This window comes from Micromonospora sp. NPDC047756 (assembly GCF_055587245.1).
In genome coordinates this window covers 425,334-439,489 of sequence record NZ_JBVJGQ010000003.1, presented here as the reverse complement: position 1 = coordinate 439,489, position 14,156 = coordinate 425,334, and the positions used below count along the sequence as shown (strand labels likewise).

The 14,156-nt window shown below is 71.8% G+C and carries 14 protein-coding genes; 8 read left to right on the top strand and 6 right to left on the bottom strand.

Annotated elements, in window-relative coordinates:
• Positions 1-6: 6 nt before the first annotated feature.
• Positions 7-2,043 carry a glycosyl hydrolase family 28-related protein gene (locus tag ACZ6NZ_RS11405; RefSeq protein WP_465857966.1) on the bottom strand — a complete coding sequence of 679 codons (2,037 nt, stop codon included), beginning with the start codon at positions 2,041-2,043 and terminating at the stop codon, positions 7-9.
• A gap of 217 nt (positions 2,044-2,260) precedes the next feature.
• On the opposite strand from ACZ6NZ_RS11405, the gene ACZ6NZ_RS11400 reads away from it, so the two are divergent.
• From ACZ6NZ_RS11400 to ACZ6NZ_RS11385, 4 genes are all read left to right on the top strand, one after another.
• Positions 2,261-3,349 carry an NYN domain-containing protein gene (locus ACZ6NZ_RS11400; protein WP_465857964.1) on the top strand — a complete coding sequence of 363 codons (1,089 nt, stop codon included), beginning with the start codon at positions 2,261-2,263 and terminating at the stop codon, positions 3,347-3,349.
• Between the two features lie 116 nt (positions 3,350-3,465).
• The gene (locus ACZ6NZ_RS11395; RefSeq protein ID WP_465857962.1) at positions 3,466-4,107 is read left to right on the top strand and encodes an ATP-binding protein; all 642 of its coding nucleotides are present in this window, start codon (positions 3,466-3,468) and stop codon (positions 4,105-4,107) included.
• Positions 4,108-4,260: 153 nt separating this feature from the next.
• Positions 4,261-4,482 carry a hypothetical protein gene (locus ACZ6NZ_RS11390; RefSeq protein WP_030335934.1) on the top strand — a complete coding sequence of 74 codons (222 nt, stop codon included), beginning with the start codon at positions 4,261-4,263 and terminating at the stop codon, positions 4,480-4,482.
• A gap of 335 nt (positions 4,483-4,817) precedes the next feature.
• Positions 4,818-4,991 carry a hypothetical protein gene (locus tag ACZ6NZ_RS11385; protein WP_465857959.1) on the top strand — a complete coding sequence of 58 codons (174 nt, stop codon included), beginning with the start codon at positions 4,818-4,820 and terminating at the stop codon, positions 4,989-4,991.
• 41 nt (positions 4,992-5,032) lie between these two features.
• Here ACZ6NZ_RS11385 and ACZ6NZ_RS11380 read toward each other — a convergent pair whose 3' ends face one another.
• The 4 genes from ACZ6NZ_RS11380 to ACZ6NZ_RS11365 form a co-directional block, all read right to left on the bottom strand.
• Positions 5,033-5,581 (bottom strand): DUF1062 domain-containing protein, encoded by a 549-nt coding sequence (locus ACZ6NZ_RS11380; protein WP_465857957.1) that lies wholly within the window; start codon positions 5,579-5,581, stop codon positions 5,033-5,035.
• 216 nt (positions 5,582-5,797) lie between these two features.
• A complete protein-coding gene (locus ACZ6NZ_RS11375; RefSeq protein WP_366611509.1) occupies positions 5,798-6,859 on the bottom strand; it encodes a Gfo/Idh/MocA family oxidoreductase in 1,062 nt (353 codons plus the stop codon).
• 102 nt (positions 6,860-6,961) lie between these two features.
• Positions 6,962-7,627, bottom strand: coding sequence for a response regulator transcription factor (locus ACZ6NZ_RS11370; RefSeq protein WP_366611511.1), 666 nt, complete (start codon positions 7,625-7,627; stop codon positions 6,962-6,964).
• Positions 7,615-8,907 (bottom strand): sensor histidine kinase, encoded by a 1,293-nt coding sequence (locus ACZ6NZ_RS11365; RefSeq protein WP_465857954.1) that lies wholly within the window; start codon positions 8,905-8,907, stop codon positions 7,615-7,617. Before ACZ6NZ_RS11365 ends, ACZ6NZ_RS11370 begins: the two co-directional genes overlap by 13 nt.
• A gap of 163 nt (positions 8,908-9,070) precedes the next feature.
• On the opposite strand from ACZ6NZ_RS11365, the gene ACZ6NZ_RS11360 reads away from it, so the two are divergent.
• The 3 genes from ACZ6NZ_RS11360 to ACZ6NZ_RS11350 all read left to right on the top strand — a co-directional run bounded on the left by ACZ6NZ_RS11360 (position 9,071) and on the right by ACZ6NZ_RS11350 (position 12,238).
• Positions 9,071-9,766, top strand: a complete 696-nt coding sequence (locus ACZ6NZ_RS11360; protein ID WP_465857953.1) for an SDR family NAD(P)-dependent oxidoreductase — start codon at positions 9,071-9,073, stop codon at positions 9,764-9,766.
• A complete protein-coding gene (locus ACZ6NZ_RS11355) occupies positions 9,760-11,394 on the top strand; it encodes an MFS transporter (protein WP_465857951.1) in 1,635 nt (544 codons plus the stop codon). Before ACZ6NZ_RS11360 ends, ACZ6NZ_RS11355 begins: the two co-directional genes overlap by 7 nt.
• Before the next feature lie 76 nt (positions 11,395-11,470).
• Positions 11,471-12,238, top strand: a complete 768-nt coding sequence (locus ACZ6NZ_RS11350; protein ID WP_465857949.1) for a TetR/AcrR family transcriptional regulator — start codon at positions 11,471-11,473, stop codon at positions 12,236-12,238.
• A 3-nt stretch (positions 12,239-12,241) separates the two neighbouring features.
• Here the strand turns inward: ACZ6NZ_RS11350 and ACZ6NZ_RS11345 are convergent, their stop codons facing one another.
• Positions 12,242-13,063: a helix-turn-helix transcriptional regulator gene (locus ACZ6NZ_RS11345; RefSeq protein WP_465857947.1), complete on the bottom strand. Its 822-nt coding sequence runs from the start codon at positions 13,061-13,063 to the stop codon at positions 12,242-12,244.
• A 131-nt stretch (positions 13,064-13,194) separates the two neighbouring features.
• Between ACZ6NZ_RS11345 and ACZ6NZ_RS11340 the strand changes: the two genes are divergently transcribed.
• A complete protein-coding gene (locus tag ACZ6NZ_RS11340; RefSeq protein WP_366611520.1) occupies positions 13,195-14,112 on the top strand; it encodes an SDR family NAD(P)-dependent oxidoreductase in 918 nt (305 codons plus the stop codon).
• The last annotated feature ends 44 nt before the right edge of the window (positions 14,113-14,156 follow it).

Below are 14,156 nucleotides of genomic sequence, written 5' to 3'. Positions count from 1 at the left end.
CCGCTGTCACCACTGCGCCGGCGGCGGGGGCGGCGACACGGGCGGGCGGTCGTCGCAGGTGATGGTGTTGGGCAGCAGCCACGGCGCGAGCCACCCGCCGTCGTTACCGCCGAGGTCGGTCAGCGTGAACTCCGAACCGGCCGGGGTGAAGTGGAACGATCCGCAGTTGTTGACGCCGACCGCGCCCACGTTGCGGGCGTCCACGTTGGCGAACGAGGCGGACCCGGCAGCGCGGGCGCTGAGCACCGAGGTGCCGGTGCCGTCGACCCGGACGTCCCGGAACCGCGCGTCGTCGATCGAGTAGAGGTCCTTCACCGGCCAGTCGCTGACCAGCATGATCGCGTTGTAGGTGTTGTCCAGGTACGCGTCGCCGGTCACCTCGATTGGCGCCTCGATGCTGCGGTCCAGGGCGAAGACCCAGATCGCGCCCAGCCCGATGTTCCAGTTCAGCTCGTACGTGCCGGCGCGGGCCGTGGTGTTGTTCGTGAAGCGCAGGTGCCCGGTGAACGGCTCGGCGCCGAAGCGGGCCCCGGCGTGCAGGCCGCTGCCCTCGCGTACCGGGTCGGCGACCAGGTTGTGCGAGACGGTGGTGTCGGTGCCGCCGTAGATGGCGATGCCGTTGGCCAGGGTCGGTGACTGCACGGTGTTGTGGTCGAACGTGTTCCGTGCGTTGGCCGTCTTCTCCGACCACATCGCCAGACCGTCGTCGCCGGTGTTGCGGACGAAGTTGTGCGCCACGAGGGAGTCGGTCACGCCGGTGTGGAAGTTGAGCGCATCGGCGATCTGGTCGACGATGATGTTGTTGGTGACACGGACGTTGCGCATCGGGCCGTCGAACCACAGACCTGCCTTGGTGTGGTGCAGGTAGAGCCCGTCGATGGTGGAGTCACTCATCGCCCCACCGATCGCGTTGACCTGGTCGGTGTCGATGCGTTCCCGCACGTCGCCCTCGATGGCGAAGCCGGAGAGGTGCACGTTGCGGCTGCCGCCGTCGGCGGCGTCCCGCCCGTAGAACCCGACCCCGGTGTGCACGGAGCCGTCCGGCGCGGGAGTCGGCAGGGCGACCTCGCGGCCCTTGATCGTGGTGTACCAGTTGCCGGCGCCCTCGATGGTCACGTCGTCGACGATGATGTGCCGGTTGACCTGGTATGTGCCCGGCGGGACGTAGACCTTGAGGTGGGCGCGCCGGGCGAAGGCGATGGCCCGGTCCAGCGCGTCGGCGGAGTCCCGCCGGCCGGTGGGGTCGGCGCCGAAGGCGAGCACGTTCGCCGCGAGCAGTCGGACGTGTGGCGGTGCCACCAACTCGGAGTCGAGCAGGTCGATGACCGTCCAGGCGGCGGCGCTGCCGGTCGGCGCGGTGAGCCGGACCTTGTCGCCGGCCCGGTAGGTACGCCCGAGCAGCAGTCGCTGCTCGTCGTAGAAGTGGGTGGGCCGGAACGGCGTGGTGATGCTCGGGTACGGCGTGGTGGCCGACGGCACGCACTGGCACTCGGTGATCCACCAGTCCGGGTGCAGCAGCCCGGCCTGCGGGTCGTTGGTGAACGGGTACTGGTTGTAGAGCCACGAGTACTGCGACGTGAGCGTCATGGTGCGCAGGTGCTTGCCGTTGACCGCGACCGTCAGCGGTGCGGTGATCCCGCCACCCTGCGGCGCGTCCGGGATGCTGTACCGCACGGTGATCCCGTTCGCCGCGCTGGGCAGGACGAACTCCACGTACTCCCCGGGGGTGAGCCGGACCGCCCGGCGGCCGGAAGCCTCCGCGGGCAGCGTGTAGGCGGTCCGGTCGGGCCCGATGATCTCGCCGTTGGTGCGGGCGTTCTCCGCTTCCTGTTCGAAGAAGTCGACGTCCGCGCCGCGTCCGGCGACCAGCGCCGGATCGAGGGCGGCCCGGGTGACCACCGGCTGCGCGCCGGCGGACGCGGGTGGACTGGCGACGGCCGCGGTGGGTCCGGCGACCAGCACGGCGAGACCGGCCGCGAGCGCGACGGCGGTGCCGCTGGGCCGGCCGGGGCGTCCCCGCGCCGGCGTGAGGCTGCGAAACATCGGTGACCCTCCTGGGTGGGTGGTGGTGGAGGTCCGCCCGGCGCCCCCGACGCCCGACATTGATCGTCATGATGCAGCACCAGGCAGGGCCCTGCAAGACAACTATCGAACAATGAAAATAAACGACTACTAGTCCGCAAGAAATGAACGGTCGTCGAGTTGAGGTGCCGCGCGTCGCCTGCCCCCACCAGCTCACGCCCGGCGTAGGCTGATCCGCGTGGATCAAGAAGACCGGATTGCCCTCTTCCTCGACTACGAGAACCTCGCGTTGGGCGCGCGCGACCATCGTGGCGGCGCGGCCTTCGACTTCCGTCCCATCGCCGACGCGTTGGCCGAACGAGGTCGGGTGGTGGTGCGACGGGCGTACGCCGACTGGTCCTACTTCGACGAGGACCGCCGGATGCTCACCCGCTCGCACGTCGAGCTGATCGAGATCCCGCAGCGGATGGGCGCGTCCCGCAAGAACGCCGCGGACATCAAGATGGCCGTCGACGCGATCGAGTTGGCGTTCGAACGCGACTACATCTCCACCTTCGTGATCTGTAGCGGTGACAGCGACTTCACCCCGCTGGTGCACAAGCTGCGCGAGCTGAACAAGCGGGTCATCGGCGTCGGGGTCGAGGGGTCCACCTCGGGGCTGCTTCCCCCCGCGTGCGACGAGTTCCTCTACTACGACCGACTGGAGGGCGTGGACATCCCGCCGGCCCATGGTCGGCGCGCTCGTCCCGCCACCCGGCAGGCCGGCGCGGAGCAGCGCCCACCCGAGCAGGAGCAGGAGCAGGAGCAGGAGCGTCGCACACCGGACGCGGAGCCCGATCGGGATGTGGACGCCGTCGCGGTGCTCGTCGCCCAGTCGGTCGCCGGGTTGCAGGGCAGCGCCAACGGTGAGGTCACCGCCTCCCGGCTCAAGCGGACGCTGTTGCGCAAGGACCCCACCTTCAGCGAGTCCGACTACGGCTTCCGCACCTTCGGCGAACTGCTGCGCCACCTCGCCGAGCGCAACGTGATCGAGCTGGCCGAGGGGCCGGCGAAGGGTGACCCCGAGGTCTCACTGCCCGAGCACGGTGACCGGGAGGTGGCGTTCGGTCTGCTCCGGGGCGTCGTGGCGGACCTCGGCAGCGGCGGCAACCCGGTGGCGTTGTCCGGGTTGAAGAACCAGGTACGCCGGGCCCGCCCCGACTTCAGTGAGAAGAAGCTGGGCTACCGCAGCTTCCTGCAGTTCTGCAAGGCCGCCGCCACCGCCGGCGTACTGGACCTGCGCTGGAGCCCCGAAGCCGACGACTACCTCCTGACAGCCCAGGGGTGACGGCCCGACCGGGGCAGGCGGCCTCCGCCGGCCATTGACCGCTGTCGAGCGGGAGTGCCGAGCCTGCCCATGGGGTGGGTGGTAGGGCAGTCCCGAGGGGCGAGGTGAGGGTCGGCATGTCGGGACGTGGCGAATGGACACTCGTCGGGCGCGACGACGAGCTGAAGACCATCGAGGACGTCGTGTCGGCGCGCCTGCCCGGGCTCGTGCTGGTCGGCGACGCCGGGGTGGGCAAGACGCGTCTGCTGCGCGAGGCGCTGACCCGCGCCGCCGAGAACGGCGTGGAGTGCCACATCGGGGTGCCGCGCTACGACGGCCCGGCGCAGTACGCGGGCGTCACCGCCGACGCCACCGCCATCGTCAACTCACTGCTCGGCGCCGGGGCGGACAAGGTGGTGTGGATGCTGTATCACGACATCACCCCGGCCAACATCGACGTCGGGCAGTACGCCCGGGCCAAGCTCAAGTCGCTGCTGCCGACCGCGACGCACTCGTACCTCCCGGCGGCCCCGGTGTCGACACTGCAACCGCTGATCGATCCGCTCTGGGTGGGCAGCGTGCGCGGCGTGATCAGTGATCTCAACTGGCCATCCAACTCGGCGTCCCGTTCGACCCCGCCGTCCGGGTGGCGATGCCGCCACCGTTCACTCCCGGTGACCTTCAGATCACCGCTGAGGGTGGCTCGCCGCACCCCAGCCCCTCCGGGCAGGACGCCTTGGCCAACACCCTGGCAGGGGTGCTCGTCGGCATCTGATTAACGCCTGATTCGTTACTCAGGACGGGGAGGAGCCGCCGTTGCGGTTCCTCCCCGGTAACGGTCCGGTTGAAGTGCGCCTGATTTACGACTATCGCCCCACTATCAACCCTCCTGCGCCGTACCCTCCACGCAAAAATTGCTATACGGTCGGCGAATGAAGGTCGAGGAGCACTGGTGGAACGGAGACACGACCCCGCGCGGACGCCGGGACGTGTACATCCGTACTGACGGGCAGGGTTGGGAGGTCCGCGCCCAGATCGGTGGGGCGTCGGGTCGTGAGCGGGTGCAGCAGTGCCCAAGCCGGGCCTCGGCGGCCATCCTCGCCGACGCCTGGCGCGGCACCCACCCATCCTGGCGCGAGCTGAAGCAGCGCTGATCCGGCACCGGGCCGGGTCGGCAACGCTCCCGGGCTACGGCCCGGCGCGCCCGCCGACCGGCCCGGCGCTCGGTAACCACTGACCAACTCGGCTACGGTCGCGCGCGGCTCCCTGAGATCTACGTCCAGCCGGCGAAGCTCCGGAAGCTCGCCAGTGCGGCTCGGCCGACCGCCCGCCCCGGGCTTTCTCGATCAAGTGATGAAAAGTAGGTCTCGGGGAGCGGATTGAGCTACTTTTCATCACTTGATCAAGGCATGTCGGCGGATCTCCGTGTCCCCGCCCTCAGGTCGGGTATCCGTTGGGCTGCCGGTCGAGCGTCCGATGGAGGTCGCCCATGTCGCAGGGTCCCGACGAGGAGAGCTCCAGGATCGACGAGGAGGTCCGAGAGGCCGAGCGTCGACTCGCCAACCTCGGCACCCCGTCCGATAACGCGCTGACCGACGACGCGCTGACCGATGACGACGCCCGCGCGTCGGACGACGCTCTCACCGAGGAGAACGCCGACTAGGGCCCGCCCGGCGTCCTGCCGGACAGGCCCCGAGGGTCGGCTCAGCGCTTCAGCGTGAAGGTGAAGTCGCCGGAGAGCTTGCCGCTCAACCGGAACGCCGAAACGACTTTGCCCTCCATGATCAGTCGGTTCACCTCGCCGCGCGACAGCCGGCAACCCTCAGCGATCAGTCGGGTCGGCCGGACCGGGACCCGTGCCGCGTTGCGGACCGCGACGTCGATCACGTCGAGGTCCAGGTGCGCCGATCCGCCGGTGTCGAGACGCCAGGCGTCGGTCCAGTCCAGGGCGAATCGGTTCCGGTGCTGAACGGCCGGATCCTGGAGCAGTTCGGCGATCAGGCCGCCGTCGTTGCGATGGAGCCGGTCCAGCAGCTCGGGTGGGATGGTGCGAACGGTCGTCCGTTCCAGGACGGTGAGCTTCGCCGTCTCGCCGCACTCGGTGCAGAGCGCGAGGAGCCAGACGTCGAGGAGCTTGTGGTTGGCGTTGACCCGGAACGTGCCGCTCGCCCGAAGGCGTTGGGACGGGCACGCGTGGCAACGGCGGTTGACGATCGGCAGGCAGGTGGGCACGACGGCCCAGTGAATGAGCACAGAGGTACACCGGTTTCAGTGAGAAGTCCGCAGCAAAAAGGAGCGCGGCGCACAGGCGCGACGCGCGACAGATCAGCTCTCGGGAGGTCTCACAGGGTGTACAACGGCACGTCCTTGCCTAGACGACCTGGTTGCGCAGCACGGTAACGGCGCACGACGGCGCCGTTCCACTGGTTTTCCGCGTCAGGAGCCCGGGTGGCGGGACGTGCGAGCCGGTCAGGCCGTCGGGACCGGCAGGACCACGCCCTCGGCCGCCGACCGGTGGGCCAGCTCGATCAACTCGACAGTGTGGACGGAGTCCCGTGGGTCCACCGGCATCGGCGAGCCGTCGCGCAGCGCCGCCGCCACCTGGGCGTAGAAGCTCTGGTACGCACCGGGTTCGGTCGGTACCGGCCGCAGGTCGCCGTCGACGCCGAGCAGGCCGTAGCGGTCCGGCGGGACCTCACCCCAGCCCGGCTGGTCCGGGCGGCCACCGTCGTGCAGTGCCGCCTCCTGCACGTCCAGCCCGTAGCTGGTGTAGCCGGCCCGGTCGCCCAGCACCCGCAGGCGCGGCCCGAGCTGAGCGGTCACCGCGCCCATCCACAGGTGGGAGTGGACCCCGTTGGTGTGGGTCAACGCCACGAAGGCGTCGTCGTCGACGGCAGCGCCCGCGCGGCGACGGTCCACCTCCGCGTACACCCGCTCGACCTGGCCGAACAGCTGCACCGCCTGGTCGACGAGGTGGGCACCGAGGTCGAAGAGGGCACCGCCGGCCTCCTCCGGGCCGGCAAGCTCCCGCCAGCCCGGCTTGATCGTCGGACGGAACCGCTCGAACCGGGACTCGAAGCGCAGCACCTGCCCCAACTCGCCCTGCTCGACCAGTCGGCGGACGGTCAGGAAGTCACCGTCCCAGCGCCGGTTCTGGAAGACCGTCAGCGGCACCCCACGCTCGGTCGCCTCGTCGATCAGCACGCGGCCCTCCGCGGCGGTCGGGGAGAGCGGCTTGTCGACGACGACCGGCAGGCCGGCGGCGAGCGCCGCGCGCGCCATCGGCACGTGCTGCCGGTTCGGCGTCGCCACCACGACCAGGTCCAGAGCGTCCGGGGTACGCCACAGCTCGTCGGCGTCGTCGACCAGGCGGGCGTCCGGGAAATGCTGTCCGGCCTGCTCGCGTCGCTGCGGATCACGGGTCACGATGGCGTCGAGGCGCAGCCCGGGAGTCGCGGCGATCAGCGGCGCGTGGAACACCCGCCCCGCCAACCCGTACCCCAGCAGACCAACCCGCAGCGCCTTCGCCATGCCGTGCCCCCGTCTCCCTGGTCCGCGCCCTGACCTGGCGTCGGTACCGCTGAGAAGAATCTACGCCGGGGGCGGTCGGGCCCGATCTCGGCCCGGTGCCGGTCAGGTCACCGGGTCGGCGCGCAGGTAGGTGAGGACCGCCAGCACCCGGCGGTTGGTGTCGTCGCTGGGGGGCAGGTCGAGCTTCAGCAGGATGTTGCCGACGTGCTTGCCGACCGCCGCCTCGCTGACGTGCAACCGGCCGGCGATCGAGGCGTTGGACCGGCCCTCGGCGAGCAGCGCCAACACCTCGCGTTCCCGGGCGGACAGCGCGGCGAGCGGATCGCGGGGGCGGTGCAGCAGTTGTCGCACCACGTCCGGGTCGATGGCGGTGCCGCCGTCGGCGACCCGGCGCAGCGTGTCGACGAACTCGGTGACCTCGGCGACCCGGTCCTTGAGCAGGTAGCCGACGCGTTGGCCGTCGCCGCTGTCCAGCAGCGCCGCCGCGTACCCGGTCTGCACGTACTGACTGAGCACCACGACCGGGAGGTCAGGTCGCTCGGTGCGCAGCGTGACGGCCGCCCGCAGCCCGTCGTCGCGGCGGCCCGGCGGCATCCGGATATCGGTCAGCACCAGGTCCGGTTGGTGCTCGCGGGCCGCCGCCAGCAGGTCCGGTGCGGAGCCGACGGCCGCGCACACGGTGAAGTCGAAGCGGGTCAGCAGCGCGACCAGACCCTCCCGCAGCAGCACCTCGTCCTCGGCGAGCACCACCCGGGTCACCGACGACATGGCAGCTCCACCCGGACCACTGTAGGGCCGCCGGGCGGGCTGGACAGCAACAGCCGGCCGTCCACGGCGGCGACCCGGTCGGCGAGCCCGGTCAGGCCGGTGCCCCGGGCCGGGTCGGCTCCGCCGTGGCCGTCGTCGGTCACCTCGACGACGAGGTCACCGCCGACCCGGGTGAGGCGGACGTCGGCGCGGGTCGCCCCGGCGTGCCGGGCCACGTTGCCCAGCGCCTCGGAGACCACGAAGTAGGCGGTGGTGTCCACGATCTCCGGCAGCTCGTCGCGCAGGTCGGCGTGCACGGCGACCGGGATGGTGGCGGCGTCGGCCAGCTCGCGGACGGCGCCGGCCAGGCCGAGGTCGGTGAGACTCTGCGGGCGGATGCCGTGTACCAACTGCCGCAGCATCACCATCAGGCCCCGGGCCTGGTCGTGCGCCACGGCGAGGGGGCGGGACGCGGGGGAGTCCTCGGGTACGTCCAGCCGGGCCAGCCCGAGCTGGAGGGTGAGGCTGGTCAGCCGGGGCTGGGCGCCGTCGTGCAGGTCGCGCTCGATCCGACGGCGTTCGGCCTCGTACGCGCCGACCAGTCGGGTGCGGGAGCGGGTGACCTCGCGCAGCGCCGCCGCGTCCACCGGGTGCGCCAGCAACCACCGGGCCACGGCTGCCTGGAGCGCGGCGAGCAGACCGACGGCGTAGCAGAGCACCGGGATCAGCAGCACCCCCACGATCGCGTACGGAATGGCTTCGCCGGTGCTGTCGATCGGCTGCCAGATCACCACCGGCTGGTTGGCATCCCCGGCCAGCCAGGGGCTGGAGATCATCCCGAGGTCGAGCAGCGCCAGCACCAGGAACACCCAGTAGGCGACCGGGGCGAAGCCGCCCAGCCAGAACAGGTAGGCCACCTCCCGCCAGGTCGCGGCGTTGCGGTAGCGGGCGACCAGGCCCGGCCACGGCGACGACGCCAGCGGGCGACCGTCGACGAGCCCGACCCGCCACCGCTCGACGACGGCCACCGGGAAGCTCACGATCGGCGCGAGCGCCAACAGGGTGAGGCTGCCGACACCCAGGAACAGCATCAGCGCGATGCTCGGCGGCCGGTCGTGCAGCAGCAGCCCGTTGGCGGCGGCCAGCAGGGGCCCGCCGATGACGAGCAGCCCGACGCCGAGCACACCGGCGACCGGCACCGTGGTCACCAGGTAGGCCAGCGCGCGCCAGGGCCACGCGGAGATCAGCCAGCGGCGGCGGCGTAGCGCCTCGGCCAGGTGCGAAGGGTGTTCCGTGGTCATGCAGCAGACGCTAATCGGGCGCGACCGGGTGCCCCAGCCGTCCAGATCCACTCTTCGGGGTATGCCCAGCACTACCGGCGACCGGGTGTGCGGCGTCCGGAAACGGGAAGAACGCGAGGTCACGCGACCCGCGTGACCCTGTGCTGGCGGCGGCTGGAGAGACATGGGTGCCAGAACCTTCGTAGTGGTCGGCGGGACCAGCGGTCTCGGCCTCGCGGTGGCCCGACTGCTGGTCGACGAGCATCAGGTGGTGGTGTTCGGCAACGTGCCGGCCGAGGTCACCGCCGCGACCGACGAGCTGGGTTGCGACGGCGCCGTCTGCGACATCTCCTCCTACGAGCAGGTCCGCGACGCCTTCGCCGAGGTGGTCGAGCGCTACGGCACGATCGACGGGGTGGCGGCCTGCGCCTCCATGTGGGCGGGCGGCGACCTGGGGGACCTGTCGGTGGAACACATCCGCCGGGCCGTGGAGATCAACGTCCTGGGCGTCACGTACCTGCTGCGAGAGGCGGTGCAGCACCTGCACCGGCAGGGTCACGGCAACGTCGTCTACATCGGCGCGCTGGCGCTGGCGGCCCCCCGGCCCGGCATCCCCGTCTACCGGGCCACCAAGAGCTACGGCAACAGCCTTGTCGACTCCGTGGCCGAGGCCCAGCACAGCAACCGGGTCAAGGTGATGCAACTGCACCCCGGGCCGATGCCGACCCGGCTACAGGAACGGGTGGGCGCCGAGTTCCTCGACGAGGTGTACGCCATGCCCGAACAGGTCGCCACCGAGGTCGTCCGGTTGCTGCAGCTCGAACCCGACGACCTCTACGTCTCCGGTGAGCGCGTGCTGCGCGCGGACGGGCGGTGGTGACGGCCGCAGCCGAACCCGCCGACCGTCCGGTCTCGGCCTGGGCGCCGCTGCGGACGGCGGTCTACCGCAACTTGTGGCTGGCTCTGCTCGCCGCCAACATCGGCACCTGGATGCAGACCGTCGGCGCGCAGTGGCTGCTGATCAACCACTCCAACGCCTCCACCCTCGTCGCGTTGGTGCAGACCGCCAGTCTGCTGCCGGTGCTGCTGCTGGCGTTGCCCGCCGGGGTGCTGGCCGACAGCTTCGACCGCCGGCACCTGCTGATCGCCGTGCAGCTGTTCCTGGTGGCGGTGGCGGTCGCGTTGACGCTGCTCACCCTGACCGATCGGATGCCGCCCGCGCTGCTGCTCACCCTCACGTTCGCGTTCGGTGTCGGGCAGGCACTGACCCTGCCGGCCTGGGCGGCGGTGATCCCGGAGCTGGTGCCGCAGGACCAACTCCGGTCGGCCTCGGCGCTCGGGTCGATAAGCGTGAACGTGGCGAGGGCGGTCGGACCCGCGGTGGCCGGCGTGCTGATCGCCCGTACCGGCGTCGCCCCGGTCTTCGGCATCAACGCGGTCGCCTTCGCGATCTTCGCGTACGCGCTGTGGTGCTGGCGGCCCGACGACGCCCGCGCGGTCGAGGTGCCGGAGCGGTTCACCGCCGCGTTGCGCGCCGGCAGCCGCTACGTACGTCACTCGCCGACCGTGCGCCGGTTGTTGCGCCGTGCGTTGGTCTTCGTGGTCCCGGCCAGCGCGCTGTGGGCGTTGCTGCCGTTGGTGGCGAGTCGGCGGCTGGGGCTGGGCTCCCCCGGGTACGGGGTGCTGTTGGCCGCCCTCGGCGTGGGCGCCATCGCGGGTGGCGTGCTGCTGGCCGTGATCCGCACCCGGCTGTCGGCCAACCAGCTCCTGCTGATCGCCGGGGCGCTGTTCACCGTGGCGCTGACCGTCGTCGGCACCGTCCGGGCGGTGCCTTTGGTGCTGCTCGCCCTGCTGCCCGCCGGGATGGCCTGGGTGACGGTGCTGGCCAACGTCAACGCCGAGATGCAGCTCTTCCTGCCCAGTTGGGTACGGGCCCGGGGCCTGGCCGTCTACCAGGTGTGCTTCGCCGGTGGGCAGGCCGCCGGCGCGCTGCTGTGGGGTCTGGTGGCCGAGATGGCCGGGCTGCTCCCGGCGTACCTGGCGGCGGCGGCGCTGATGCTTCTCGGCACCCTGACGAGTCGGATCTGGCCGTTGCCGGACCTGCGCTCGGTCAACCGGGAACCGGCTGCCTACTGGCCGCAGCTGCACCTGGCGCGCGAGCCGGACCCGAGGGTGGGGCCGGTGCTGGTGACGGTGCAGTACACGGTCCGGCCGGAGCGGACCCAACGGTTCCTGGCGGCGATGGACGTGGTGCGGGGCGCGCGGCAGCGGACCGGCGCGATGCGGTGGGGGCTGTTCCGCCCGGCCGAGGCGGTGGACCGGTTCGTCGAGGTGTACCTGGTGCCGTCCTGGGACGAGCACCTGCGCCAGCACGGCGGCCGGTTGACCGGCGAGGACCGTGCGGCCGAGCAACGGGCCCGGGAGCTGACCGACGGGGAACCGGAGGTCCGACACCTGGTGCCCGCCGCGGCCGGCCCCACACTCTCGAATGATCGCGAGGCGGTCTGACCCCGGGCGGCACCCCGGGAGCGTGCCGGGCGCGGCCGCGTACGACGTACGGCATCGTTGTTAGGATGGCCGCACCATGGCGAGTGAGCGCAGGACGACCGCGGACCCGGCCCGCAGCCTGGCTCTTCTCTGGCGCACCCGGGAGCCGACCAGTCGCAGCGCCGGCCCGGCGCTCAGCGTCGACCGGGTGGTCCGGGCCGCGATCGACATCGCCGACGCCGAGGGGCTCGACGCGCTGACCATGCGTCGGGTCGCCGAGGCGCTGGGCGTCGGCACGATGTCGGTCTACACCTACGTGCCGGGCAAGGCCGAGCTCGTCGCCGTCATGATCGACACCGCGTACGGCGAGATGCCACGCCCCGTGGTCGAGGGTGACTGGCGTACCCGGCTGGAGCGGGTCGCCCGCGACAACCTGGCGCTCTACCAGCGGCACCCCTGGATGCTGCGGGCCGAGACCACCCGACCGGTGCTCGGCCCGCACCTGATGGCCAAGTACGACTACGAGCTGAGCGCCATCGTCGACATCGGGCTCACCGACGTCGAGGTCGACGCGGTGCTCACCCTCGTGCTGGGGCACGTGAAGAGCGCCGCGCGGGCCGCCTCCGAGGTGGTCGACCTGGAGCGCGAGACCGGCCTGACCGACGGCCAGTGGTGGCAGTCGCACGCGCCCGTGCTGGAGACGGTCATGACGGCCGGCGCCTACCCGATCGCGTCCCGGGTCGGCACCGCGGCCGGCCAGCAGCACGGTGGCGCGTACGGCCCGGAGTACGCGTTCGAGTTCGGTCTGCAACGCGTCCTCGACGGGGTCTCGGTGGTGGTCGCCGAGCGGGCGGCCAACCGGTAGCCGCTAGCGCGGTGCTGCCCGTCGAGCCAGCCGGGCCAGCGAGCGCGCCGACGGGCTGCCCGGCTCGGCGTGATAGACCACCAGCGACTGGGTGGTGCCGCTGATCGTGAACTTCTCGTAGCGCAGCGCCAACTCGCCCAGCTCCGGGTGCTGGAACACCCGCACCCCGCCGCCCGCGCGGGCCGTGACGTCGTGCCGGGCCCACAACCGCCGAAACCGCTCGCTGCCGGCCGTCAGCTCCCGCACCAACTCGGTGAGGTGGGGGTCGTCCACCTCGGGGCCGACCTGTGCGCGCAGGCCGGCCACCGCGTTGGCCGCGACAGCCGTCAGAGCCGGGTAGAGCGCCGGCACGCTCGGGTCCAGGAAGACCGCGCGCAGGAGATTCACCCCGGCGGTGAAGATCGGTGCCAGCGCGGTCGCGGCGGGGTTGGCGAAGAGCACGTCCAGGTGTCGGCCGTGCACGAAGGCCGGCGTCTCGGCCCACGAACCGACCAACTGCCGGATGCCCACCGGCACCCGCTCCGGGGGGCGCGCCGCCCGGCGGGGCGGCACCGGCCGGGCCAGGGTGTGCAGGTGTGCCGCCGCGTCCGCGTCCAGCCGTAGCGCGCGGGCCAGCGCCTCGACCACCTGCGTCGACGGGTGCCGGTCACGCCCCTGCTCCAACCGCAGGTAGTAGTCGGCGCTGATGCCGGCGAGCAGGGCGGCCTCCTCGCGCCGCAGGCCGGGGACCCGCCGACGGCCGTGCGCGGGCAGGCCGACGTCACCCGGCCCGATCAGCTCGCGCCGGGCACGCAGGTATTCGCCCAGCGGGCCGGCCGCGCTCACCCGCCCATCGTAGGAGCCGGCACCGACCGCCCATCCTGGTCCTGCCACTACCAGGAAAAACAGGGAACCGGCTGACGCCTGCCGCTCGGGTGACAGTGTCCAGGTAAGCGTGATCGAGAGACGGGACAGCAATGACAGAGCGCATCACGACCCCCTTCGGTTTCGCCTCCACCGCCGACGAGGTCATCGCCGGGGTGGACCTGAGCGGCAAGCGGGCCATCGTCACCGGCGGTGCCGCCGGCATCGGCATCGAGACGGCCCGTTCGCTCGCCGCTGCCGGCGCCGAGGTCGTCCTCGGGGTCCGCCGGGTCGCGGCGGGTGAGCAGGCCGCCGGCGACATCGCGGCCAGCATCGGCGCGGAGCGGGTCACCGTCCGCGCGCTGGACCTGGCCGACCAGGCTTCGGTACGCCAGTTCGTCGCCGGCTGGGACCAGCCGCTGCACATCCTGGTCAACAACGCGGGGATCATGGCGCTGCCCGAGCTGGAGCGCACCGCCGAGGGCTGGGAGATGCAGTTCGCCACCAACTTCATGGGGCACTTCGCGTTGACCGTCGGCCTGCACGACGCCCTCGCCGCAGCCGGCGGTGCCCGAGTCGTGTCGGTCAGCTCCAGCGGCAACCTCTTCTCCCCGGTGATCTTCGACGATCTGCACTTCGCGTTCCGGCCGTACGACCCGCTGCTGGCCTACGGGCAGTCCAAGAGCGCCGAGGCCCTGCTCGCCGTGGAAGCCACCCGCCGCTGGGCCGGCGAGGGCATTTACGCCAACGCGCTGAACCCGGGCGCCATCGCCACCGGGCTGCAGAAGCACACCGGTGGCCTGAAGTCGCCCAGGGAGATGCACAAGACCCCGCAGCAGGGCGCGGCGACCTCGGTGCTGCTCGCGGCGTCCCCGCTGCTCGACGGCGTCGGCGGTCGCTACTTCGAGGACTGCGCCGAGGCCCCGGTCGTCACCGAGCGGCCCGCCGACTACACCGGCGTGGCCGCGTACGCGGTCGACCCGGGCAACGCCGCGCGGCTCTGGGATGTGGCGTCGGACCTGATGTCGTAGCGCGGTGTCGCCGCCGGCCGGTCCGGCTCGGCGGAACCACTCCG